A 23,347-nucleotide genomic window follows, 5' to 3' on the forward strand; every position below is an offset into this window, starting at 1 on the left:
AGGCTGTTTTATTTTGTTTTTATCGATTTTAAAGTAATCTTGTGCATCTCAGCTGGACAGCATAACCTGAGCGGCAAATGATTCGTTCCATAACCTCTGCTGACGAGCATTTTGCCATCTGGATCACCGTTCATCCGTTTCAAGGTGTACCATCCGTTCGACACATTACGGTAAGCTTGGTTAAGGAAAATCGGTCCAAGAAACGGGACCACGAGCTGTCCCCCGTGTGTATGCCCACTTAAGATAAGATCAGCATAATCATGAACACTCTTCGCCTGAAGCGGATCGTGAATTAATACAATCAAGCAATCATTTCTGTCCTTCTCCGTTAGGTGATTGCTAAGTTCACGAGACCGATAATCCGCTCCAGCCAGCTTAATACTGGAATCCCTCTTTTGAAGAAACACAACCTGATCCTGCAGAAGCCGAACCCCGGTTTCCTCAAAAATCCGTGCCAACTGAGCCGTCCCTGCATGTTTGTCATGGTTTCCATAAACCGCATATGCAGGTGCGATATTGGTCAGCAGTTGCATATTGCGTCTGACGATGGACCATGAAATTCCCTTTTCCGCCACATCTCCACCTATCAGAACCCAGTCTACCTGGCCCAATAGTGGTTTAATGTGCTCCTCCCTCAATCTCCTCTTATGGAGGTCAGATATATACAAAATGACGCTTCCATCGAACGAATGGGGTAAGGCGTTTATTTCAACATCATCCTCCACGACCCGGTGAAGGTGCGCTTCACGCCACATATGCACGATCAATATGAAAACCACCATCAACACAGATGCGAACCAGACCATCGTTACCAAGGCCAAGGAAGAAATGTGTTTAGTGGCGGAGCCCCTTTTATGCCCCACCAGACCAGGCTGATCGTGAGTAAAACAAAAATTATGATGAGCGAATTGACAAACCGTTTACTTAACCGCAATCGGCGAGAAGGATGAAGCTCAGTCCGGGTAGGAAGTGAACCTGCTTCCGTGACTGTTTCATCGGTCGCTTTTTGCGAAGATTTGGAACGTGCCGGAGCCCGGCTGGGGAGCACTGGGCTTTCCAGTGCTGATGCATACGACTTGCGTTGTGATCTTGGTACGGATACGGTGGACAATGAAGCCCCCGCCCCCTCCAGTGCAGCAGCCGGCTCAGCAACCAAGTTGACTTGAGGTGCCGTAGTCCGCTCGGTCTTCTCTGTTTTGTCCGAGTGGCGGTGGCGCTGACTGCCATATGTCTTCATTCTGCTTAATTGCTGGTTCATGATCCCCTCCGAAAACGTATCGCTAATCCGGACACCAAATCAATAATAAAGTGACATAATATCGGCGCCCACAATGTGCCGGATTGCAAATAAATCCAACCCAATCCATAGCTAGAAACAAATACCCAACCTGTAGGAATCCAGTGGCGAAGATATCGAATATGAATTACTGCGAACAATATGCTAGTCCAGTAAGGGCCAATGGCATGCTGTATGGCTCCGCGAAACAATAATTCTTCACAAATAGCGACAATAGCTGCTATACATACGATATGCCAGATGGGGCGTGACCTGAACAGCATATCATTGATTCCTCCGTCATCCATGCTCTCCTGAGGAATGACATAAGACAGGACCAAATCCATGACGAGCATAATGCCTGCAAGACCAAGCCCCCACCAAATAAAATGAACACTTTCAGGCCAAGCAAGCACGTCGAACAAATTGCGCTTCTGCAATAAAATCCACACAACTCCAATGATCAGAGTTAAACCTTGTGTAAAGTATAGATTGATCAGAAGCAAGCGCTCGGTAAGCTGCTGCGGTTCAGCCCTCTGAATCTTGAACTTGGAAAATTTTGATTTTTTCATTGCCTGCGTCTGTCCTCTTACTAGATATTTGATGGATAACCTACTTGGCTGCCCAATCGGATAGTATACTAAATGATAGCCAAAAATCCAAATTGGTTCAAGGCCTGCCTCAAGTCCCGGTTCCCTAACCATTGTTACCCGAATTTCACTGTCATCGTAACGTCTGATTTGATTTTTTGAATCTTGAATTTTTTACGAATTTCAGTTATATGAATTAGGTATCTTTCATATTAAACCGCTGATAAATGAACCTAATCCCAGTCATCTGCATTAAAACATTTATGCCTATTGACATGGTCATGTTAGCCATGATACATTATGAAAAAATTAGTCACGTTAAACACGATGATGGAAAAAAGATGTTGCTTTGTTCTTACAGAGAGCCGATGGATGGTGCAAATCGGTGGCAGGCAATGGATCTTGAGCGTTCCTGAGTTATTGCATTGAAATTGGAGTAGGTGCAATCGGTTTAGAGCCGTTATCCTCTTCGGTCTTTATTGACCGTGAAGACTGTCGTTGCGAAGCGGCAGTGAATTAGGGTGGTACCACGACAACTCTCGTCCCTTATTGCGCAAGCAGTATGTGGATTGAGAGTTTTTTGATTTATTTTTAGGAATATACGTGGGTCCACCCTATTATTACACCCCTCCCCTCTGCTGCGACACCGCGTTGTTGGGCGGAAGGATGAACCCGGTTTTAAGGAACACCTCATTGCAGAGGTAAGTCCTTGACGATATAGATACACATACTAAGGAGGAAGAAACCATGTACAAAGTGTTAGTATCGGACCCAATCAGTGATCTGGGTATTCAGCAACTGGTGGATGCAAATGATGTTGTAGTTGAGAAAAATACCGGTCTTAGTGAAGATGAGCTTGTAGCCATTATTGGTAATTATGATGCCCTTCTCGTTCGTAGCCAAACTCGTGTTACAGATCGTATTATGGCCGCTGGAACCAATCTCAAGGTCATTGGCCGTGCAGGGGTTGGGGTGGATAACATTGACCTGGAGGCTGCCACTCAACGCGGTATCATCGTTATTAATGCGCCGGATGGTAATACCATCACGACATGTGAGCATACATTTGCCATGATGATGGCATTGGCACGTCACATCCCACAGGCATACGCCAAAACCATTCAAGGTACATGGGATCGCAAGACCTTCCTGGGTGTGGAACTCAGAAATAAAACTCTGGGTGTACTCGGAATGGGACGAATCGGCAGTGAGGTAGCGAAACGCGCCAAAGCCTTTGGTATGGATATTCTGGCTTATGACCCATTTCTGACTCAAGAACGTGCTGAGAAACTGCAAGTTAAACTGGCTAGCGTGGATGACATCATTCGCAATGCTGACTTTATGACCGTACACACTCCATTGACACCTGAAACTCGGCACATGATCTCCCGTGCACAATTTGAAATCATGAAAAAAGGTATGCGCATTATCAACTGTGCTCGTGGCGGAGTCATTGATGAAATGGCCCTTGTGGAAGCAATTGATGAAGGTATTGTTGCAGGTGCTGCATTTGACGTATTTGAAAGCGAGCCACCAGCACAGGATCATCCATTCCTGAACCACCCAAGTATCATCGTTACGCCACACCTTGGAGCTTCCACCGTGGAAGCACAAGAAAATGTTGCGATTGATGTATCGGAGCAGGTACTTCATATTTTGCGGAATGAACCGTTCAAAAATGCTGTGAACATGCCAGCCGTTGCACCAACCGTGATGAATAAACTCCAGCCGTATTTTAAGCTGGGTGAAACCCTGGGTAGCTTTGCAGCCCAAATTACACAAAATGCCGTGCAAGAGATTCGAATTGACTATGCAGGGGACCTTTCAGAAGTGGATACGTCGCCACTCACGCGTTACATTGTTAAGGGTATTCTCGCCAGACATCTGGGCGGAGAAGCAAATATCGTTAACTCCATGCATCTGGCCAAAACTCGTGATCTGAATGTAGTTGTAAGCCAAACATCTGCAACTAAAGGGTTTACTAACCTCATTACAGTTACGTTGGTAACGACACAGGAAGCGGAGGAACGCCGTGTAGCCGGAACGCTCCTTGCAGGTTACGGAGAACGGATCGTACGCCTGGACAAATTCCCGGTTGATATCGCTCCAGAAAGTCACCAAATTTTGATCTCCCATAACGATAAGCCAGGTATCATCGGACGGGTAGGTACACTGCTTGGTCAAAATGATGTCAACATCGCATCCATGCAAGTGGGACGGAAAATTATCGGCGGTGCTGCCATCATGATTCTGACCGTGGATAAAGCAGTTCCAAAAGATGTCCTTGTCCAGCTTACAGGTCTGCCTGAGCTTAATACAGCTGTTGAAATTGTTCTTGAATAGATGCCACATCGTGCATAGATAGTCAAAAGAGACGAACCCAGAAGGGTTCGTCTCTTTTGTTGTACTTAGCTTAATCGAATAATGTTAAGTGTGGCACCTGGAGGTGATAATACTGCTGTTGCAACCAAACCAAACAATTGCAGTTGAATGGTCGATCCAGCTGTGACGGTAATAATAAAGTCTGTTCCTAACTGACTAAGTGAAAGTACGGGCGAGATTACACTTGGTGGAACCACAGCACCGTTCAGCAGTATCCGAGATTGGACAGCGAGCGCTGCAGTAAGATTGATTTTGTAACTAATATAATAACGTCCTGCCGAAGCGAGAGTAAACGTATCATTAGTTCCATTTACGGTAATTCCGGTACCAATGTTTTGATTATTAGGCAGAGGTACAGCCGTCCCGCCCAAGATAACAAGTATTGTACCATTTGTATTCTCTGCATAAGAAGATGCTGCTGTAACTGAAGTTCCTGTGGCACCTGTTGCCCCAGTGGTACCGATACCTGTCGCACCTGTCTCTCCAGTTGCACCTGTAAGTCCCGTTGCACCCGTTACTCCAGTTGTTCCTGTCGCTCCGGTACTTCCAGTTACACCTACACCGGTAGCCCCTGTTGCCCCAGTACTTCCCGTAATGCCTATTCCAGTAGCTCCTGTTATACCGGTTTCTCCTGTTGCTCCAGGTATCCCTGTCGCTCCGGTACTTCCGGTTACACCTACACCAGTAGCCCCTGTTGCCCCAGTACTTCCCGTAATACCTATTCCAGTAGCTCCTGTTATACCGGTTTCTCCTGTTGCACCAGTTATACCTGTCGCTCCGGTACTTCCAGTGGCACCTGCACCAGTAGCCCCTGTTGCCCCGGTACTTCCCGTTATGCCTACTCCAGTAGCTCCTGTTATACCGGTTTCTCCTGTTGCACCAGTTATCCCTGCCGCTCCGGTACTTCCGGTTATACCTAAGCCAGTAGCTCCTGTTACACCAGTCGCACCAGTTTCACCTGTTAAACCTGTGATGCCTGTAAGTCCAGTAGCCCCTGTAACGCCAGTCGCGCCGGTTATTCCGGTTACTCCAGTTTCACCTGTACCACCCGTTACTCCAGTTGATCCGGTAACCCCCGTTGCCCCTGCACCTGCTAGTAATGTGTAATCCGCGGAGGTTCCTGGTGTCCCGGTCGGTCCTGCAACATTCGCAATATACGTACTGCCGTTAAACGTAACTACCTGACCTGCTGGATATGTTGGAGCCACGGCTGGATCAAATGGTACCACTCCGCTCAAACCGATACCTGTCGCACCCGTGATACCTGTTGCTCCTGTCGCTCCAGTTTCACCTGTAATACCTGTGACACCTGTAAGTCCGGTTTCCCCTGTAACTCCAGTCGCTCCAGTGAGCCCTGTGGCTCCGGTTTCACCAGTTGCACCTGAGACTCCTGTTGCTCCGGTAACACCCGTTGCTCCTAAACCTGCCAGTAATGTGTAATCTGGGGAGGTTCCTGGTGTCCCGGTCGGTCCAGAAACATTGGCAATATACGTACTGCCGTTGAATGTAACCACTTGACCTGCCGGATACGTTGGAGCCACAGCTGGATCGAAAGGTACCACTCCACTCAAACCGATACCCGTCGCACCCGTGATACCTGTTGCTCCTGTCGAACCAGTTTCACCCGTAAAACCTGTGATGCCTGTAACTCCGGTCGCCCCGGTTATCCCCGTGATTCCTGTTGCTCCGGTTACTCCAGTTTCACCAGTACCTCCCGTAACGCCAGTCACTCCAGTAACCCCGGTAACTCCTGCACTAGCCAACAACGTGTAGTCTGGAGATGTGCCTGGTGTCCCGGTCGGTCCAGAAACATTGGCAATATACGTGCTTCCGTTGAACGTAACCACTTGACCCGCTGGGTATGTTGGTGCCACAGCTGGATCGAAAGGTACCACCCCACTCAAACCTACTCCTGTTGCACCCGTTATCCCCGTGAGGCCTGTTGCTCCAGTCTCACCTGTACCTCCCGTAACTCCAGTCACTCCAGTTATTCCAGTAACCCCGGTAGCTCCTGCACCGGCTAACAACGTGTAGTCTGCAGATGTCCCCGGTGTTCCGGTTGGGGCTGCAACATTGGCAATATACGTGCTGCCGTTAAACGTGACTACCTGGCCCGCTGGGTACGTTGGAGCCACAGCTGGATCAAATGCTACCACGCCGCTCAAACCGATACCTGTCGCACCAGTGATACCTGTAATTCCTGTCTCACCTGTAACACCTGTCACTCCAGTTGCTCCTGCGCCTGCCAACAACGTATAGTCTGGGGATGTCCCCGGTGTCCCAGTTGGTCCAGAAACATTGGTAATATACGTACCACCGTTAAACGTTACCACTTGACCTGCTGGATACGTTGGAGCCACAGCTGGATCAAATGCTACCACGCCGCTCAAACCGATACCTGTCGCACCCGTGATACCTGTAATTCCTGTCGCCCCTGTCTCACCTGTAGTACCTGTGATGCCTGTAAGTCCGGTAGCCCCTGTAACTCCGGTCACCCCGGTAGCTCCTATACCAGCCAACAACGTGTAGTCTGCAGATGTGCCTGGTGTTCCGGTTGGGGCTGTCACATTGGCAATATACGTGCTGCCGTTAAACGTAACTACCTGGCCCGCTGGGTACGTTGGAGCCACAGCTGGATCGAATGCTACCACGCCGTTCAAACCGATACCCGTTGCGCCTGTTATTCCCGTGATACCTGTTGCTCCAGTTTCACCTGTAACACCCGTCACTCCAGTTGCTCCTGCACCGGCTAACAACGTGTAGTCTGCAGATGTGCCTGGTGTTCCGGTTGGGGATGCCACATTCGCAATATACGTACTGCCATTGAACGTAACTACCTGGCCCGCTGGGTACGTTGGAGCCAAAGCTGGGTCAAATGGTACCACGCCGCTCAAGCCAACACCTGTCGCACCCGTGATACCCGTAATCCCTGTTGCCCCAGTTATACCTGTGTCTCCGGTAACACCGGTGACCCCAGTCAAACCAGTAACGCCAGTAGCCCCTGCTCCCGCCAGTAATGTGTAATCCGGAGAGCTTCCCGGTGTTCCCGTTGGGGATGCAACAGTAGCAATATACGTACTTCCGTTGAACGTGACCACTTGCCCTGCTGGATATGTCGGTGCAACGGCTGGATCAAATGGCAAAATGCCGCTTAGTCCTACTCCTGTCGATCCTGTTGCACCTGTAGCTCCGGGATTTCCTGTGCTTCCTGTTATGCTTACGCCGGTTGCTCCAGTTACACCAGTGGCCCCTACTCCCGCCAACAACGTGTAGTCCGGAGATGTCCCTGGTGTTCCCGTTGGGGATGCAACAGTAGCGATATACGTACTTCCGTTGAACGTGACCACTTGCCCTGCTGGATATGTCGGTGCAACGGCTGGATCAAATGGCAAAATGCCGCTTAGTCCTACTCCTGTCGATCCTGTTGCACCTGTAGCTCCGGGATTTCCAGTACTTCCTGTTATGCTTACGCCGGTTGCTCCAGTTACACCAGTGGCCCCTGCTCCTGCTAACAACGTGTAGTCCGGAGATGTCCCTGGTGTTCCCGTTGGGTATGCAACAGTAGCAATATACGTACTTCCGTTGAAAGTAACGATCTGACCGGCTGGATATGTCGGCGCAACGGTCGGATCAAATGGCAAAATTCCAGTTAAACCTGTTCCTGTTGCTCCCGTAGGTCCTGTTAAACCAGTAGGCCCTGACCCCGCAAGCAATGTATAATCTGGAGATGTATTTGGCGTTCCTGTCGGAGATGCCACATTGGTAATATAAGTGCTACCGTTGAACGTAACCACCTGACCCGATGGATATGTCGGAGCTGCAGCGGGATCAAATGGCACCGATCCTTCGAGGCCTACGCCTGTTGCTCCAGTCGTGCCAGTTATTCCTGCACTCGCAAGTAATGTGTAATCCCCTGAAGTTCCTGGTGTTCCCGTTGGAGATGCCACATTCGTAATATATGTTCCACCTGCATAGGTTACAATTTGCCCGGAAGCATACGACGGAGCAAGCGCTGGATCAAAAGGAACAATGCCTGTTAAACCTGCACCTGTTGCTCCCGTAGCACCAGTTGTTCCACCCGATAACAATAATGTAAAATCTGGCGAACTTCCCGGGATACCCGTTGGACTATTTACATTAGCTGCATATAAATTCCCATCATAACTGACGACTTGGCCTTGAGAATAACTTGGCCCTTGTGCTGGATCATACGTCGTTACATTATTAAACCCTACTCCAGTTGGTCCTGCTGGACCCTGCACACCTTGTGGTCCAGCGGGACCAATCGGACCTACGGGACCTGCTGGACCTACCGGGCCTGCTGGACCCGCTAAGCCCGCCTCTCCAGGAGGCCCTGCCGGCCCCTGTACTCCAGGCACACCGGGTACTCCGGGTACTCCGGGCACCCCTGGTGGACCAGCAGGTCCGGTTATCCCGGACGAACTAATTCCTATGGTTGCACGGCTAAGTGCTATAGACGTATTCCGAATCAATCCTACAAGCTTATCTTTCTCTGGCGGGGGCACCTCAAGCAACAAAGTCACACTCAACAGATCATCAAGCAGATTCTGCAAGTTGCCAGACAAATTGATTAACGCAACAGGTACGACCTCCGAAGCTGCAATGGTTAATTCCAATACCGCTTGGAGCTCGGCTTTTACGCCAGCACGAAAACCTGACTCGTTAACAAAAGTAAGTACATTCCTTAATCCTGACTGCAGCGCAAGGATATTAGCAGCTGTAGGCTGACTAACTGCAGCGGGAATTGTGATTGCCAAAGATTGAAGTAACGTTTCAAATTGCTCCTGCTCACTTGTTGTTATGGGAATGAAGGGCGATCCCGCCCTGAACGATCTACCTTCCAAAAAAGCTTTGATATTTACCCGTTTACGCCTATCGGACATGCGTTATCCAATCCTCCTTTGACTACCTTGTTTTTCAAGCTTATGTCACGTTGGAGGGAAAATTATCTTGGACAATATAATTGTTTCGTTAATTTATCAACTTTTATATGTTCCACGTTGAACAAGATTAAACGGTACACTTCAACAAAAAAACACCCTCCTCAGGAGGGTGTTTCCACAATTTTCGTATGAAATCCGGCTATTTCGGGGAATTCACCGGAAATTGTAATATAAACTCTGTACCTTCGCCAAGCGTACTGTTCACATGAATGATACCATGATGTGCATCAACGATATTTTTAACGATCGCCAGACCCAGTCCAGTACCCACACTTTCTCCACGAACCCTAGCCTTATCCGCTTTGTAGAATCTTTCAAAGATAAATGGCAGATCCGAGGTAGGAATACCCGCACCCTCATCCTTAATCGACACTTTAGCCATAGACGTTCGATGATCTCCAGCCAATGTGGCCGCAATAATGACATTTTTGTCGGGTGGTGTATGACGAAATGCATTATCAAGCAGATTGGTAAATACCTGTTCGAGACGATCCTCATCAGCCTGCTGAAGCATAATGCTAGACTGACTACATTCAAAATGAAGCCGGATATCCTGTTCTTTGGAGCGTACGGAGAATTTCCGGTACACCCGTTCCAGAAGTTCAACCAAATCGACTTCCTTCATCACCATATCGGTATGCCCCGCTTCCATCCGGGCCAGATCAAGCAGATCCTTGACAAGTCTACCCATACGCAGTGACTCATCATGAATGACCTGAATCAATTCTTCGCTTTCCTCGGGGGAAGCTGCCATGCCATCCAGGAGAGCTTCACTGTAACCTTGCATCATGGATAACGGCGTTCGTATTTCATGAGACACGTTGGCGACGAAATCACGACGCATTTTCTCCAAACGAACCTCTTCTGTCACATCACGCAGAACGGCAACCGCACCTCGAACAACACTATCTGCATATAGAGGTGTCATCTGAACAGACCACACGCCCTGCTGAACATGCACATTCGAGCTCTGATCCCCGCCATGCTCCATAACCAGTTTGAACAAAGGAATCAGCGGTTCAGGAACATCCCGGGAATACACATCCCCATTGTTTACTTCCTGCCCCTCTTCGTCCTGTGCCCAATCCAGGTCACACCAAGCCTGCATGATCTTCTCCCCTGGAGGATTCGTCAGAATAACCTTACCTTCACCATCAAAAGTAACAACGGCATCCGTCATGCTACGAAGCACACTTGCCAAATGCTCCTTCTCATGGTTCAGGTTCCGAATGTTGTCCTCCAGTTGAGCAGCCATGTGATTAAATGTGTTAGCCAGTTCACCAATCTCGTCGCTAGTCACGAGAGAGAGCCTAGTCCCGTAATTTCCTTTGCGAATTGCATTGGCTGCCTGAATCAGCTGCTGCATCGGCTGCGTGATCTTCGTGAACAGAAAGAGGGCGAAGAATGTCGTCAAACTGAACCCGATGATACAGACATACGTGAACAGGCGTTTGATGTCTCTGGACTCCGACTCCGCAAAGTTTGTATCGATATACGGCAGCAAAAAAAGACCCAGCGCGATGAGCACACAGCCCACGAGACATATAATCGTAATCCATAATTTCCCGACCAGTGATCTCCAGAAATTGAAACTATTTCGGTACTTCCAGTTTATAACCCACACCCCAAACTGTCGTAATCATAGCCGCCGATTCAGGCGACACCTTGTTCAGCTTTTCACGAAGACGCTTGACGTGTGTATCCACGGTGCGGAGATCACCGAAAAACTCGTAATTCCAAACATCCTTGAGCAATTCCTCTCTGGAGAACACTTTGTCCGGAGAGGTCGCCAGGTAATGTAATAACTCATATTCTTTTGGTGTAAGACTTATCTCTTCCCCACCAGCGGTTACCCGATGAGCGTCATGCTCAATAACCAGATGAGGGAATACGATATTGTTGCTTGAATTACTTTCTTTGGACAGATATGCAGTTGCTGAAGAACGACGGAGGATTGCCTTTACCCGATAAATCACTTCACGAGGGCTGAAAGGCTTCACCACATAGTCATCTGCGCCTACTTCAAATCCTTGAACACGATTAATCTCTTCACCTTTTGCAGTAAGCATCAATACCGGAGTCGATTTCACCTGACGAAGACGAGTGCACACTTCGACACCGTCCATGCCAGGCAGCATCACATCGAGCAAAATCAGGCCATAATCTCCAGCTGTTGCTTTTCGTAATGCTGTCTCGCCGTCTTCCGCTTCATCAATTTCATATCCTTCTTTTTCAAGATACATTTTCAAAAGTCTGCGGATCCGTTCCTCATCGTCCACGACCAGTATCCGGTTCTCATGTTCTGCCATTCCACTCCAGCCCCTTTGCAATAACTCCAATCACTTCTATTATGTTCGATCTGGCGAACAATATTTGAATGCCCACTTTTAATGCAGGGGCAATGCATGGTTTCATGGATTTTTCACCAATACTTTAGCTTAACTGCCTATCCTAGTCGGCTCCTGCATAAGAGTGCAGTCCAGCAATGATCAAGTTCACACCTACCAGCGTAAACATGACAACCAGGAATCCGAGCACGGCAAGCCAGGCAGATTTTCGGCCCTGCCACCCTTTGGATAAACGCAAATGCAGGTACACACTATAATAAAGCCATGTAATCAATGCCCACACTTCTTTGGGATCCCAGCCCCAGAAACGGCTCCAGGCAATCTGAGCCCAAATCATGGCAAAAATTAATGCCCCTAAAGTAAATATCGGAAAACCGATGGCGATCGCACGATAACTGATTTCATCCAAATCATCAGCATCAATGCCGTCCAGCATAGGTTGTAGTGCCTGTCCAAGCGGTCTTCTTACGATTAATCGTATAATTCCGTAGAGAATCAAACCTACAATCAATGACCAGACTACCGTATTCAATTTGCGTCCGGCGTTAACTCCGTTCATCCAGGATGGCGTCTCAAGTAGAGGTTCCTTCATCCCAAGAAACGGTGTCATACTCTCCACTTCACTCTGATAAGGTGCAAAAATTGGAGGCATGCGATAAATCACTTTCTCTATTGTACTATCTTCCTGTACCTCTGTGTCAATGCTGGCCGTTTTCTGGACAAAAACCGCCTCGTACCCCGTCGCACGAAAGGCAAATATGGTTCCAATAAACCCGATTACAACGACAATCGTAACGAAGGTAAACTCCACCCAGCCCCGCTGACGTCTGGACGATTTGTCTTTCCCGCTGAAATCAACGGTACGGAGCAAATACATGAAGCCTGCTGCGAATCCAACCGCGAAGAAGGCTTCACCCAGGGCAGCAAGCGTTACATGAATTTTAAGCCAAATCGATTGCAATGCGGGGATTAAAGGCTGTACTTCCTGTGGGAATACGGCGGCATATGCCATAATAATAATGGTAAGTGGTAATGCAAACAGTCCAAGCAATGATTTTCGATAGATGGCATATACCACAATAAATGCGACCATGATCATCATGGATAAAAAAGTCATGAATTCATACATGTTACTGACAGGGATGTGGCCTGCTCCAGCCCAGCGCGTAAAAAAGAAAACGAAGTGCGCCGCGAGTGCAACGATCGAAGCGATAAATGCTCTTTTCCCCCATCTGGCTACATGAGCCTGAGGATCTCGATTACTCCACTTCTTGCCCATAACAGCAATAGCGTATAACAAAAATGCAGCACAATAGAGAAAAAAAGATACAATAAATGCGTCGCTGCTGAAATCCAATAAACTCATCCTTGGTTCCCCCCGTTATCCAACGACTTCTCATCCACTTCAAGATTCATCTGCTTTAACACGGCTGATACTTCACGCCTGAAGCCAAACCAGTTTTTGTTGGTGTGTCCTCCCAGCGTGAGCTGACCATCATCAATTCGGATCCAGATACGACGGTGATGCCAGTAGAAGCCCATGACCAATCCTAACATCACAATTCCGGCTCCAACCCAGACAAATGGCATTGCCTTATCTACACGTATATTCAGATAACTTACGGATTGGATGATATCAACCTTATCCATGCTGTCCACTTCAAGCTGCAGAGGAATTTCTCCCCCTATCAGCTGCTGGTTTATTGAATCCTGCCTAAAACGCTGTTTATCCACCTGTTTTGCGAAATAAAGATATTGAATGCCTTCCTCAGGCAGCTTCGGTCCTTTGATTACAAATAAAAAGGCTGGTGCATTAGGTGAAGGCGATAAGGATTTGGGCTGACCGTTTTCATCAAGTCCAAAATCCATAAACTTGTCTTTTACGGTAAGTGAGTATGGACCTACCTCGAAGGATCGCTCTGTATCGATCATGTCAATCTGGAATGAACCGTACTTCTCCCCCGTTTTGGCATCGACCAAATCAGGAGTTACCGAGCGAATCGTAGGCGTAAGGTCGTAATCGAACTGATACGCTTTCAATCCATGATAGTTTAATGGATGATTCACCCTTACATCATGCCGGGCAACCTCATTTAATTGAGGCTTCTTGGATAGATCCGAGCAATCAGCGGTGCATTCATAGAGCACAACTTTGGTTTCGAACAGTTTTGGAACAATTTTATTCAAATTGCGAAACTGCTCTGGAACTTCCTCTTCACTGTAAAATTCAACATTGAACTGTTCATTTTTCAAGTACATAGAGGTATTAGGGATTTTCTTGATCTCGCCTTCCGGAAAGGCAACATGCTCGTCCAGATTCAGTCCGGGAAGGCCACGGGCCAACACAGCCAGAAGAAAAATAATTAAACCGATGTGAATGACATAGGGTCCCCACCGGGCGAATCGTTGCTTCTCGGCCAGCAGCGCACCTCCCTCTGTATGCACTCGATATCCTTTCTTTTTAAGCGGCGTAACCGCTTTCGTAATCCATTCTTCTGCCCCCTCTTCAATGGGACCTTGGTATACCAGACGCTGCCTCGTTAGAAACTGCATGTGTTTACGGATTTTTTGCTTGTTGAGTGCCTTATAGAGCGGAAGCACCCGATCTAAACTGCATATGACGAGTGAAGCCCCGATCATAACAAGCAATAGGATGAACCACCAGGATTCGTATGTATGGGACAGACCCAGCAGGTAATAGATATGGCCCAACTGTCCATAGGTTTCTTTGTAATACACAGATGGATCAATGTTGAGAAACGTACTCTCTTGAGGGTAGATGGTTCCCAACATGGACCCTACAAGGGTAAATACAATCAGATAGACTGCAATCTTCACGGATGAAAAAAAGTTCCACACACGATCAATGATATTCGGGTTGCTGCGCTGCGAACGACGGGCCCTGCCATCATAGCGCATTTCCAGAACTTCTTTCGATTTAGCCTCAGCTTCGAGCAGCGGTTTACCGCATGCTTCACAGAGTACGGTACCGACCGGGTTCTGATGTCCACATTCACATTTGGTATTCTGGAACACGACTAGACCTCCTGTCAGGGCTGCTTCGCCAGTTGTGAAATTTGAGCGTCAAGCGTATCCAAATCAAGTTGACCGATATGAATGGTAGAGATTTTGCCTGTATTTGATACGAAAAAGGTTGTAGGCATCGGCGAGATTCCGAAATCCCGAATCGAAGTTTTGTCCCGGTCGAGCATAATCGGAAAATTGACGCCCACCTGACGAACAAAATTATCCACGGTCATCTGATCTTCTCCAGCATTAATGCCGATAAATTGAACACCCTGATCTTTCCACTTGTCTGCTTGAGCTTGAAGCGCTGGCATCTCTTTCACACAGGGCTCACACCAAGTGCCCCAAAAATTGATCACCATGGCCTTACCTTCATATTCTTCAGACGTATGCACTTGACCATCCAGGCCCAGCAATTCAAAAGAAGGAGCCTTGTCCCCTTCTTTCGGCTTGCCATTCGAGCCGGATACCGATGTGGTGATCGCATATCCGCCCAACACCAGGATCAATAACAAAATGACGATTTGCACCGTTCTTCTTGATTTCCCCATGTGCTGCTCCCCTTTGCAGTGACTGATTCGTAATTGTTCATTGTCTCTCCCAACTGTGAACATCCTATGAACAATTATAGCGAATTTCGTCACAAAACTGCGGCGGTTTTATGAAAATTATGTGTCCTCAGATTACCTTTTTTTCATTTTTTTGGCGGGTTCCGATTTTGCGAGGGTAATCAGGTTATTGACTTCCTCTTTGGTCAAATTACGCGTCAGTCCCCGTTTCAGGTTTTGCAGCAAAATGCCACCAAAGGAGATCCGTTTCAAGCGCGTTACCGGATGGTTAATCGCCTCGAACATACGTCTTACCTGGCGGTTACGACCTTCGTAGATGGTAATGGAAATGACAGCTTCATTGTTAGCTGTGTCCACATCCTTGTACTCCACCTCTGCCGGAGCCGTCATCCCGTCATCCAGCATAATGCCTGTCTTTAATTTCTCCAGGGCAGTACCATGCGGAACGCCTTTAACCGTTGCCAGGTACGTTTTGGGTACATGGTGTTTAGGGTGCGTCAGCAAGTGAGCGAACTCACCATCATTGGTCAAAATGAGCAGACCCTCTGTGTCGTAATCCAGTCGTCCCACCGGATATACACGTTCTTTGACACCTTTAAGATAGTCGGATACAATTTTCCGTCCTTCCGGGTCAGATGCACTCGTGATCACACCTTTGGGCTTGTTCAACATCAAGTACACTTTCTTTTCACTGCGAATCGGTTTTCCATTAACCGTAATCATATCCTCTTCGGGGTTCGCTTTTGTACCCAGTTCGGTTACGACCTCCCCGTTAACTTCCACTTTGCCGGACAGGATCAGTTCCTCGCTCTTGCGGCGCGATGCAATACCTGCCTGTGCGATAATTTTTTGTAATCTTTCCATGTTTGTCATGTCACCTCACACTAATGATACCCATCAAGGCGGGAAATCACAAGGATAATCCAAGGAAAATGTAAACAGGAGGCGATAATGCCCTTTTTCAGCCAAGATCTCGTGCATATTTAATTAAAAAAGCCCATCTTCCCAATTCCTGCACCGTGACAGGAACGTTGAAGATGAGCATGTTTAGTTTTTGTGAATATGTATATTCACTTGACGTTAACGACAAGGGTTAACTGGTTACCTTGCCTGCGACAGCAATCTGTTTCTTGGCAGGTGATGTGGCTTCTTTGATGAAAGACTGCAATGTTTTCGACGTAATATAATAGGTTTTCCCGCCATATACAAACGTCATCATACCAATGACCCGATTATTCTGATCGAGAACTGGCCCCCCGGAATTGCCTTGTGCCATGGCTTTCACAATACTGCCAATTCCCTTTTTGCCCGGCACATCCGAAGCTTGGCTGCTGTATACCCTGCTTTTGGCAATCGTATTATAGGTTGAAGGAAACTCTTCGTCCAGCAGCACTAGATCACCTGCAGGATTTTTCGGAAATCCAATCGTATATACAATCTGGTTATCCCTCGCGCTTGCAAACGTAACCGGTTCTGCATCCATGTCCTTGTCCAGCTTCAGCAAGGCCATATCTGTGACGGGGTCTGTTTTGATAATCTTTGCTTTGATGGGGCGTTCCAAGTGACCTGGACTCGCTACGGTTAACGTACCTTCGTCGCCATCCTTCAGTTCGGCAAACTCCTGAACGACATGGTAGTTGGTCAGAACTTCATCCTTGGAGATCAGTATGGAAGTCCCCACGTCATAGTAAACCATATCCGGCTCATCCTGTTTGACCAGACGGACGTTCACCACAGGGAATGAATCTGCAGTAACGGCCATTTGTGCACGCAGTTGTTTGTCAAAGTAACCTGTAAAATGAATCGTATTGACCGCCTGAGCAGCCGCCATGCCTGTCTGTCCAGCAAGCAAAGAAACAGCAATGATGCTTGACATACCTAAGCGGAGCATTTGTTTTATCCTTTTATGCATGTGTCACTCTCCTCCTCCGCTACCATTCTAGCATATCTATTATATCGGAAGGAGAGTCGATAAATTTTAACCAAAAACAATCAAACAAATAGCCAGTGCGGCGATAAAACCGACCAAGTCAGAAAACAACCCAACTTTGAGAGCATATCGGCCATTTCGTATGCCAACGGCTCCAAAATATACGGTCAGTACATATAAGGTTGTATCTGTGCTCCCTTGGATTGTGGAAGCCATACGTCCGATCATGGAATCCGGGCCATATGTTTTAATTAGATCCGTTGTAAAAGCAAGAGAGCCTGTCCCGGTTAATGGACGTAATATGCCGAGTGGCAGTACTTCTCCGGGAACGCCCATCCAGGATACAAGCGGAGCGAACAGACTGATAACATAATCCAGTGCGCCTGAAGCCCGGAAAACACTGATGGCTACCATCATTCCCACCAGATGCGGGATAATGCTGATCGCTGTGGAAAATCCATCTTTTGCTCCATCAACAAAGGATTCATATACCGGAACTTTTTTAGTAAACGCATATAAGGGAACGAACGCGATAATAACCGGAATGGCCCAGACGGAAATCCAGTTGATGAAGGTTAACATGATGGATTCATCCTTTCATGCTGGAATTACGGCTCTTTATAACACGTGGCGGTCTGTTTAAGGTCCTGTTCCTATACCAGCGATCTGCCATAATGGCGGCGAGTGTGGCGATAATCGTTGCCATCAACGTGGTGCCTACAATCTCTGTTGCATTGGCTGAATGATAGTTCAAACGAATGGCGATAAGAGTGGTCGGGATAATGGTTATACTTGCCGTATTTAGTGCGAGCAATGTACACATTGCAGGGGAAGCCGTTTGTTTATCGGGATTCAGCTCCTGCAGCTGCTGCATGGCCTTGATTCCCATTGGCGTTGCCGCATTGCCGAGACCAAGCAGATTAGCGCTCATGTTGGACAAAATATAACCCATAGCCGGATGATTCCGGGGCACATCAGGAAACAAAAAGGCAACAACCGGACCCAGCAGTTTGGCTATTTTGCCAAGCAATCCTGCATCTTCTGCCATTTTCATCATCCCCATCCAGAAGACAAGCACACTAATTAATCCAAAACATACGGTTACACCCGTTGCCGCCCCATCAAAAGCAGCCTGGGTAACAACTTCAATATTTCCTTTCGCGGCTGCAAAGCCAAACCCGACAACAATCATCATAAGCCAGATTACGTTAATCAAGACGTTAAAACCTCCTCTGGAAGCACAGTACATCGTGTTGTACCACATGAATGACATACTCATGCTTCCTGATGATTATGGAGATAACAAGTGACCTAGCACCGCCCGCCATGCCGTTGCCCATGTTGAAACTTCACCAATCTCGCCAAGTGCTGCTTCTTCTGACTTCGGCTCAGGTGGGATATAGCTGCCTTTGCGATACACCGGGATTGAACCAATGAACTCCCCTTTGAGCTCCAGATCAATGCGCCCAGCGAGGCCGAAGGACGGATCCAGCTGCTCCTCATTCTTTTCGCTTCTGGTCTCTGATGAATTGGTCGTTAGCACCAGCTTTTTGGTTACGCCCGACTTCTCGCTCTCTGCAAGCGGATAAGTAAATCCACGTCCCGTAATAACATCCGTGTTAGCCACTGGCTGCTCTTTTTGAGCAATCTCCACCAAAGGGAAATTCTCAAATCCAAAATCAAGCATGCGTGCATGATCATTCCAATCATCTACATCATTTAACGTGACGGCAGCCAGCTGCTGACCATTCCGGGTTGCGGAGCTAACCAGGCACCTAAACGCCTTTTTGGTATATCCGGTTTTCACCCCGTCAGCGCCTTCATACAATCGCAGCATTTTATTTTTGTTGTGCCAAGAGTACTCCCAACTCTCATTCGGATTAGGCGCTGATTTGTCCTCAGTAGCAACGATTCGTTTGAAAACAGGATTGTGCAGTGCATAAGCCGTTAAACGGGCCAAGTCATTGGCTGTGGAATAATGTCCATCTGCATCAAGACCGTGTGGATTCATAAAATGCGAATGCTTAAGTCCAATTTCCTCTGCCTTTTGGTTCATTAACAGGACGAAGCCTTCTTCTGATCCACCAACATGCTCTGCAATAGCAGAAGCGGCATCATTGCCAGACCTCAGCATTAAACCGTATAACATGTTTTCCAGTGTCATTTCTTCTCCCAATTTGAGATAAAGGGATGACCCTTCCTTGGCAAAAGCGGTTGAGGATACTTTTACTTTGTCATCAAGTTTCCCTTGTTCAATGGCAACAATGGCTGTCATGATTTTGGTCAGACTGGCAATACGCAGTTCCTTATCTCCGTCCTTGCTGTACAGGATTCTTCCAGAAGTCACGTCAATAAGCGCTGCACTCTGCGCATGGGTTGATGGGCTAGGGATCGTTCCTTGAGCTCCAGCCACCTGTATGAAAGGCAGCAGCAGCAGCGGTACAAGCAAACCAATCATTACTTTCTTAAACATTCGCATCAATTCATTCCTCCGGGTCACTGGAATCTTGTACTAACTTATGTTCGGACAACCTAAAGTATGTCCCATCTTTCCAAACAGCAAAAATCCCTCTCACAAAGATCTGTGATAAGGGATCCAGATAAAGCGGCTTAGCTGTAAGTGGTATGATCCGGTGTAACGCGTACGCCAGAGTCATCATTTTGAGAGGTATTACGCTGGAACATCCCCTGTAATCTGTCAAGAACATAAGGTGTAGAATCAATGAGTTTCTCAAACAGATGAGTGGAGTTGTCCAGTGGCACGATGTGCACGCCTTGTTTTCCAACAACAAGGAAGGCTATCGGGCGAATGGATACGCCACCACCACTACCTCCACCGAATGGTGAAGCAACGTTGGCTGAATGAGCACTTTCAGTCTTTGCACCAGGGACCGAGCTGCCTTCTTTGCTCTTTCCATCATTCACATGAAAATCGCTGCCTCCAGCGGCGAATCCAAAACCGACTTTACTGATCGGCAGAATAACCGTGCCGTCTGGTGTTTCTACCGCATCGCCAACAATGGTATTAACATCCACCATGGCCTTGATATTCTCCATTGCGGTTTCCATTAAGCCTTGAATTGGATGATCTGACATTTGAATTCCCTCCAGTTTCAATTTGAACTAGGTTTGATCTAACCATATCATCCCCAAACCTGAACAGACTATGTAAGTCTCAGAGCAGAACAAGCAAGGAAACAGCACCCAACATTTATGGAGACACTTTCACGATTTCAGAACCAATTGCAACCAAGATACAGTAACGAGCTGCACGTATCCCAATTAGCCTTGTTGCTCCTTCAATTTCTGCTTGTGTCTGCGTCGTTGTTCCCGTAGTATTTTCAGCCACATCCGCCATCCGCCATCCACTTCTAGTACCCGTGTCATTAGCCTCACTCCAGCGAGCATAACCGCCGTAATACGAATTTTCATTTTGCAGTTCAGTTCTGTTTGAAACTCCAACTCATCTTCCCAAACAGGAACCACTTCAAGCATGGGCGGACGTTTAAATTGTATCTGATACGACAAAAAACCAATGATAATCGACTTGATGCTCCATACCCAGCCCGTAAGAATAGCGGTGTGTGCTGCATCTCCGATACCTATTCGGGTCGACCAGGACAGCTGGGTTATATGTAGACGGTTCAGCGTCTGCCTTGCCCAGATTTTGAGTGCATCCGTAGCCCTCATCATGATCTTTACGTCTTTTGCCCACTTTTTGACTTTACGTTTGTTGATACGCTCATGCCCTTCTGCTTCTCCGTACGTATGATTGACATGCTGTTCGGTTTTCACCAGGAAACCTTCTTTCATGTTACGAAAGACGATACTTGGTATTTCATAGTTAATACGTACAATTCCGTAGAAGAGGCGGACGTTGATCCGCGCGAAATCATCGCTTTTATGTTTACGGAACGTAAAATGCACATGAACATTCGAGATGAGAACAGCGGCAAGCAGCAGTGCGGCGAACAAGCCGATTCCTCCAAGCCAAATCCACACAGGCCTTACCTCCAAGCCCTCAATTCTTTACACGTCTAGTATGACACTCTATATAGGAAATAATTCACGGCTGACCTGAAAATTCCATTCAGGAGTTGAAATTCCCGCGTTTGCTAAGGATTCATGGCATGCAAAAAACCGCTACCTTATCAGGCACCGGTTTTTTACTGTTTATTACTGTTTCCTAGAACCATTCGATCTTACGAATCCAGATCCTCGTCATGTACCTCATCATGGTTATCCATATTTTCATGGTCAAACTCATTGAGATCATTGAGATCCGTGCTTCCCGAGTCCACCTGTTGTCCATCCAGCTTGTTAAACAGCAGCTGTGTCTCTTCTTCCAGATTCTCAGAGTCTTCAAACAAACCTGGCTCCGGAAGATCTTTAAGTGAAGCAAGTCCAAAATAGTCGAGGAACGATTTGGTTGTTCCGTACAATATAGGTCGTCCAATCGCCTCGGCTCGTCCTACTTCTTCAATCAAATCCTTATTGACCAGTGTATGGATGGCCCGTTCGGATTTCACACCGCGAATCTCTTCGATCTCAATCCGTGTAATCGGCTGACGATACGCCACAATGGCAAGTGTTTCAAGTGCAGCCTGAGATAACGAAGTCCGTGCAGGAGAGTATGCCAGCTTTTCAAAATACGCAGCATGCTCCGGAAGCGTTCCCAACTGGACCACTCCCGCAATTTTGAGAATTTGAACGCCTCGCCCCTGGTTCATGAAGTCGGCGATCATTTCCTCTACGGCATCTGATACCAGCTCCACCCGCTGATCCACGATCTCGGCAATTTGTTTGATGCTTAGACCTTCCTCTCCGGACAAAAAGAGCAGCCCCTCAATAATCGACTTCAATTTCGGAAAATCCATGATTCCTTGCTTCCCCTCTCCACTCCATAACGATATCCTCAAACATCCGCTCCTGATAACAGACAATCTGTTTCATCTTCATCAGTTCCAGTACAGCCAAAAATGTGACTACAATTTCATGCCGGTAAATCTGATCATCCAGCAGTTTGGAAAATAACAGCCTTCCTCCCGGTCCCATACTCTCCAGAGCTCCAAGGACATCACGTATACGATCCTTCACCGAGATCTCATCACGCTGAATTCGTGTAACCGTTGTACGCTTCTCTGCCTTACGCAGTGCCTTCTGAAAAGCGGCAATCAGATCCGAAGTATGCAAACCCTCTACAGGATTGGATTGGGTCTCCACAGGCATATACGGCCTGAGGTCCTCAGGCTCTTTGGAGAAAATAAGGCTCCGTTCCCATTCCCGCTCATGTAGATGACGGGCTATTCCTTTGTATTTGCGATATTCTATCAGACGTGCAATCAGCTCCGCACGTGGATCATAATCTTCTTCTTCCATATAATCATAATCCTCAAAGTCTTCAATCACCGGTGGTTTGGGCAGTAAAAGTTTGCTCTTGATGGACAGAAGCGTTGCTGCCATTACCAAAAACTCACTCGTAATATCCAGCTCCAATTCCTGCATCGAATGCAGATACGCCATATATTGATCGGTAATATCGCTGATGGGAATATCCTGGATATGAATTTCTGCCTTATCGATCAGATGAAGCAGCAGATCCAAAGGCCCTTCAAAAGTTTCCAGTTTATATGTAACTACCGTCACTAGACGAATCCTCCCGCCAGAAAAATACAAAACCCCGCTAAGCCGCCGAATCCGATCTCCCGAATTCGTCTGCGCAGAGCAGGGCACTACATTAAATAAGCACTATTTTAGCTGTTTCGTCAAGTTCGCCATTTCAATTGCAGCCGTGGCAGCATCCCAACCTTTGTTACCAGCCTTCGTACCAGCACGTTCAATCGCTTGTTCAATATTCTCCGTTGTAACCAGACCAAAGATCGTAGGCACGCCCGTTTTGAGGTTAATGGCTGCCACTCCTTTTGCCATTTCGTTGCACACATAATCATAATGTGTCGTTGAGCCACGGATAACCGTACCCAGTGTAATGACAGCGTCATATTTACCGCTCTCCGCCATTTTTTGTGCAATCAGCGGGATTTCGAAAGCTCCTGGAACCCAGGCTACGTCGACTTCACTGTCCTGCACGCCGTGACGTTTGAACGCATCGAGTGCTCCGCTGAGCAATTTGCTTGTGATAAATTCATTAAAACGTCCTACAACCACTCCATATTTTAAACCTTCCGATACCAAATGTCCTTCAAAATAGTTCGGCATTTAAGTCATCTCCTCTAATGTATAATGTAATGTAATTAACCGATT

At 47.4% G+C, this 23,347-nt stretch carries 20 protein-coding genes and 1 other annotated feature; of the genes, 1 reads left to right on the forward strand and 19 read right to left on the reverse strand.

Annotated features, from left to right (window positions below):
- Positions 1–8: 8 nt before the first annotated feature.
- From F4V51_RS18755 to F4V51_RS18765, 3 genes are read right to left on the reverse strand one after another with little or no spacing between them, the layout of a single operon-like run.
- Positions 9–761, reverse strand: coding sequence for a metallophosphoesterase (locus F4V51_RS18755; RefSeq protein WP_236146821.1), 753 nt, complete (start codon positions 759–761; stop codon positions 9–11).
- Between the two features lie 47 nt (positions 762–808).
- Complete coding sequence (locus F4V51_RS18760; protein WP_153979205.1) at positions 809–1,258, reverse strand: hypothetical protein; 450 nt, start codon at positions 1,256–1,258, stop codon at positions 809–811.
- Positions 1,255–1,848 carry a type II CAAX endopeptidase family protein gene (locus tag F4V51_RS18765; protein ID WP_153979206.1) on the reverse strand — a complete coding sequence of 198 codons (594 nt, stop codon included), beginning with the start codon at positions 1,846–1,848 and terminating at the stop codon, positions 1,255–1,257. Before F4V51_RS18765 ends, F4V51_RS18760 begins: the two co-directional genes overlap by 4 nt.
- 336 nt (positions 1,849–2,184) lie before the next feature.
- Positions 2,185–2,416 (forward strand) — a binding site (T-box leader).
- A gap of 197 nt (positions 2,417–2,613) precedes the next feature.
- Between F4V51_RS18765 and serA the strand changes: the two genes are divergently transcribed.
- Positions 2,614–4,209, forward strand: a complete 1,596-nt coding sequence (serA, locus tag F4V51_RS18770) for a phosphoglycerate dehydrogenase (protein ID WP_153979207.1) — start codon at positions 2,614–2,616, stop codon at positions 4,207–4,209.
- Between the two features lie 65 nt (positions 4,210–4,274).
- Here serA and F4V51_RS29395 read toward each other — a convergent pair whose 3' ends face one another.
- From F4V51_RS29395 to ribE, 16 genes are all read right to left on the reverse strand, one after another.
- Positions 4,275–9,152, reverse strand: coding sequence for a BclA C-terminal domain-containing protein (locus tag F4V51_RS29395; RefSeq protein WP_153979208.1), 4,878 nt, complete (start codon positions 9,150–9,152; stop codon positions 4,275–4,277).
- A 199-nt stretch (positions 9,153–9,351) separates the two neighbouring features.
- A complete protein-coding gene (locus F4V51_RS18780; protein ID WP_201281159.1) occupies positions 9,352–10,749 on the reverse strand; it encodes an ATP-binding protein in 1,398 nt (465 codons plus the stop codon).
- A 55-nt stretch (positions 10,750–10,804) separates the two neighbouring features.
- Positions 10,805–11,521 carry a response regulator transcription factor gene (locus tag F4V51_RS18785; protein WP_017687664.1) on the reverse strand — a complete coding sequence of 239 codons (717 nt, stop codon included), beginning with the start codon at positions 11,519–11,521 and terminating at the stop codon, positions 10,805–10,807.
- 142 nt (positions 11,522–11,663) lie between these two features.
- Entirely contained in the window at positions 11,664–12,926 is a 1,263-nt protein-coding gene (ccsA, locus tag F4V51_RS18790) for a cytochrome c biogenesis protein CcsA (RefSeq protein WP_153979209.1), read from the reverse strand.
- Positions 12,923–14,596: a cytochrome c biogenesis protein ResB gene (gene resB, locus F4V51_RS18795; RefSeq protein WP_153979210.1), complete on the reverse strand. Its 1,674-nt coding sequence runs from the start codon at positions 14,594–14,596 to the stop codon at positions 12,923–12,925. The genes ccsA and resB overlap by 4 nt, the downstream gene beginning before the upstream one ends.
- Positions 14,597–14,610: 14 nt before the next feature.
- Entirely contained in the window at positions 14,611–15,138 is a 528-nt protein-coding gene (locus F4V51_RS18800) for a redoxin domain-containing protein (protein ID WP_095290532.1), read from the reverse strand.
- 132 nt (positions 15,139–15,270) lie between these two features.
- Entirely contained in the window at positions 15,271–16,020 is a 750-nt protein-coding gene (locus F4V51_RS18805; protein WP_095290531.1) for a pseudouridine synthase, read from the reverse strand.
- A 229-nt stretch (positions 16,021–16,249) separates the two neighbouring features.
- Positions 16,250–17,068 carry a S1 family peptidase gene (locus F4V51_RS18810; protein ID WP_153979211.1) on the reverse strand — a complete coding sequence of 273 codons (819 nt, stop codon included), beginning with the start codon at positions 17,066–17,068 and terminating at the stop codon, positions 16,250–16,252.
- 66 nt (positions 17,069–17,134) lie between these two features.
- Complete coding sequence (locus tag F4V51_RS18815; RefSeq protein ID WP_095290528.1) at positions 17,135–17,668, reverse strand: spore maturation protein; 534 nt, start codon at positions 17,666–17,668, stop codon at positions 17,135–17,137.
- 7 nt (positions 17,669–17,675) lie between these two features.
- Positions 17,676–18,281: a nucleoside recognition domain-containing protein gene (locus F4V51_RS18820; protein ID WP_397331555.1), complete on the reverse strand. Its 606-nt coding sequence runs from the start codon at positions 18,279–18,281 to the stop codon at positions 17,676–17,678.
- Between the two features lie 96 nt (positions 18,282–18,377).
- Positions 18,378–19,565, reverse strand: coding sequence for a D-alanyl-D-alanine carboxypeptidase family protein (locus F4V51_RS18825; protein WP_153979213.1), 1,188 nt, complete (start codon positions 19,563–19,565; stop codon positions 18,378–18,380).
- A gap of 131 nt (positions 19,566–19,696) precedes the next feature.
- On the reverse strand, positions 19,697–20,182 hold the full coding sequence (gene ytfJ, locus F4V51_RS18830; protein ID WP_153979214.1) for a GerW family sporulation protein: 486 nt from the start codon (positions 20,180–20,182) through the stop codon (positions 19,697–19,699).
- A gap of 186 nt (positions 20,183–20,368) precedes the next feature.
- Complete coding sequence (locus F4V51_RS18835) at positions 20,369–21,088, reverse strand: DUF2953 domain-containing protein (protein WP_153979215.1); 720 nt, start codon at positions 21,086–21,088, stop codon at positions 20,369–20,371.
- A gap of 200 nt (positions 21,089–21,288) precedes the next feature.
- Positions 21,289–21,963: an SMC-Scp complex subunit ScpB gene (scpB, locus tag F4V51_RS18840; protein WP_153979216.1), complete on the reverse strand. Its 675-nt coding sequence runs from the start codon at positions 21,961–21,963 to the stop codon at positions 21,289–21,291.
- Complete coding sequence (locus F4V51_RS18845) at positions 21,932–22,732, reverse strand: segregation and condensation protein A (RefSeq protein WP_153979217.1); 801 nt, start codon at positions 22,730–22,732, stop codon at positions 21,932–21,934. Before F4V51_RS18845 ends, scpB begins: the two co-directional genes overlap by 32 nt.
- A gap of 102 nt (positions 22,733–22,834) precedes the next feature.
- Positions 22,835–23,302 carry a 6,7-dimethyl-8-ribityllumazine synthase gene (gene ribE / locus F4V51_RS18850; protein WP_153979218.1) on the reverse strand — a complete coding sequence of 156 codons (468 nt, stop codon included), beginning with the start codon at positions 23,300–23,302 and terminating at the stop codon, positions 22,835–22,837.
- Between the last annotated feature and the right edge of the window lie 45 nt (positions 23,303–23,347).

Origin of the sequence: Paenibacillus xylanilyticus (assembly GCF_009664365.1) — a bacterium.
Classification (GTDB): domain Bacteria; phylum Bacillota; class Bacilli; order Paenibacillales; family Paenibacillaceae; genus Paenibacillus; species Paenibacillus xylanilyticus_A.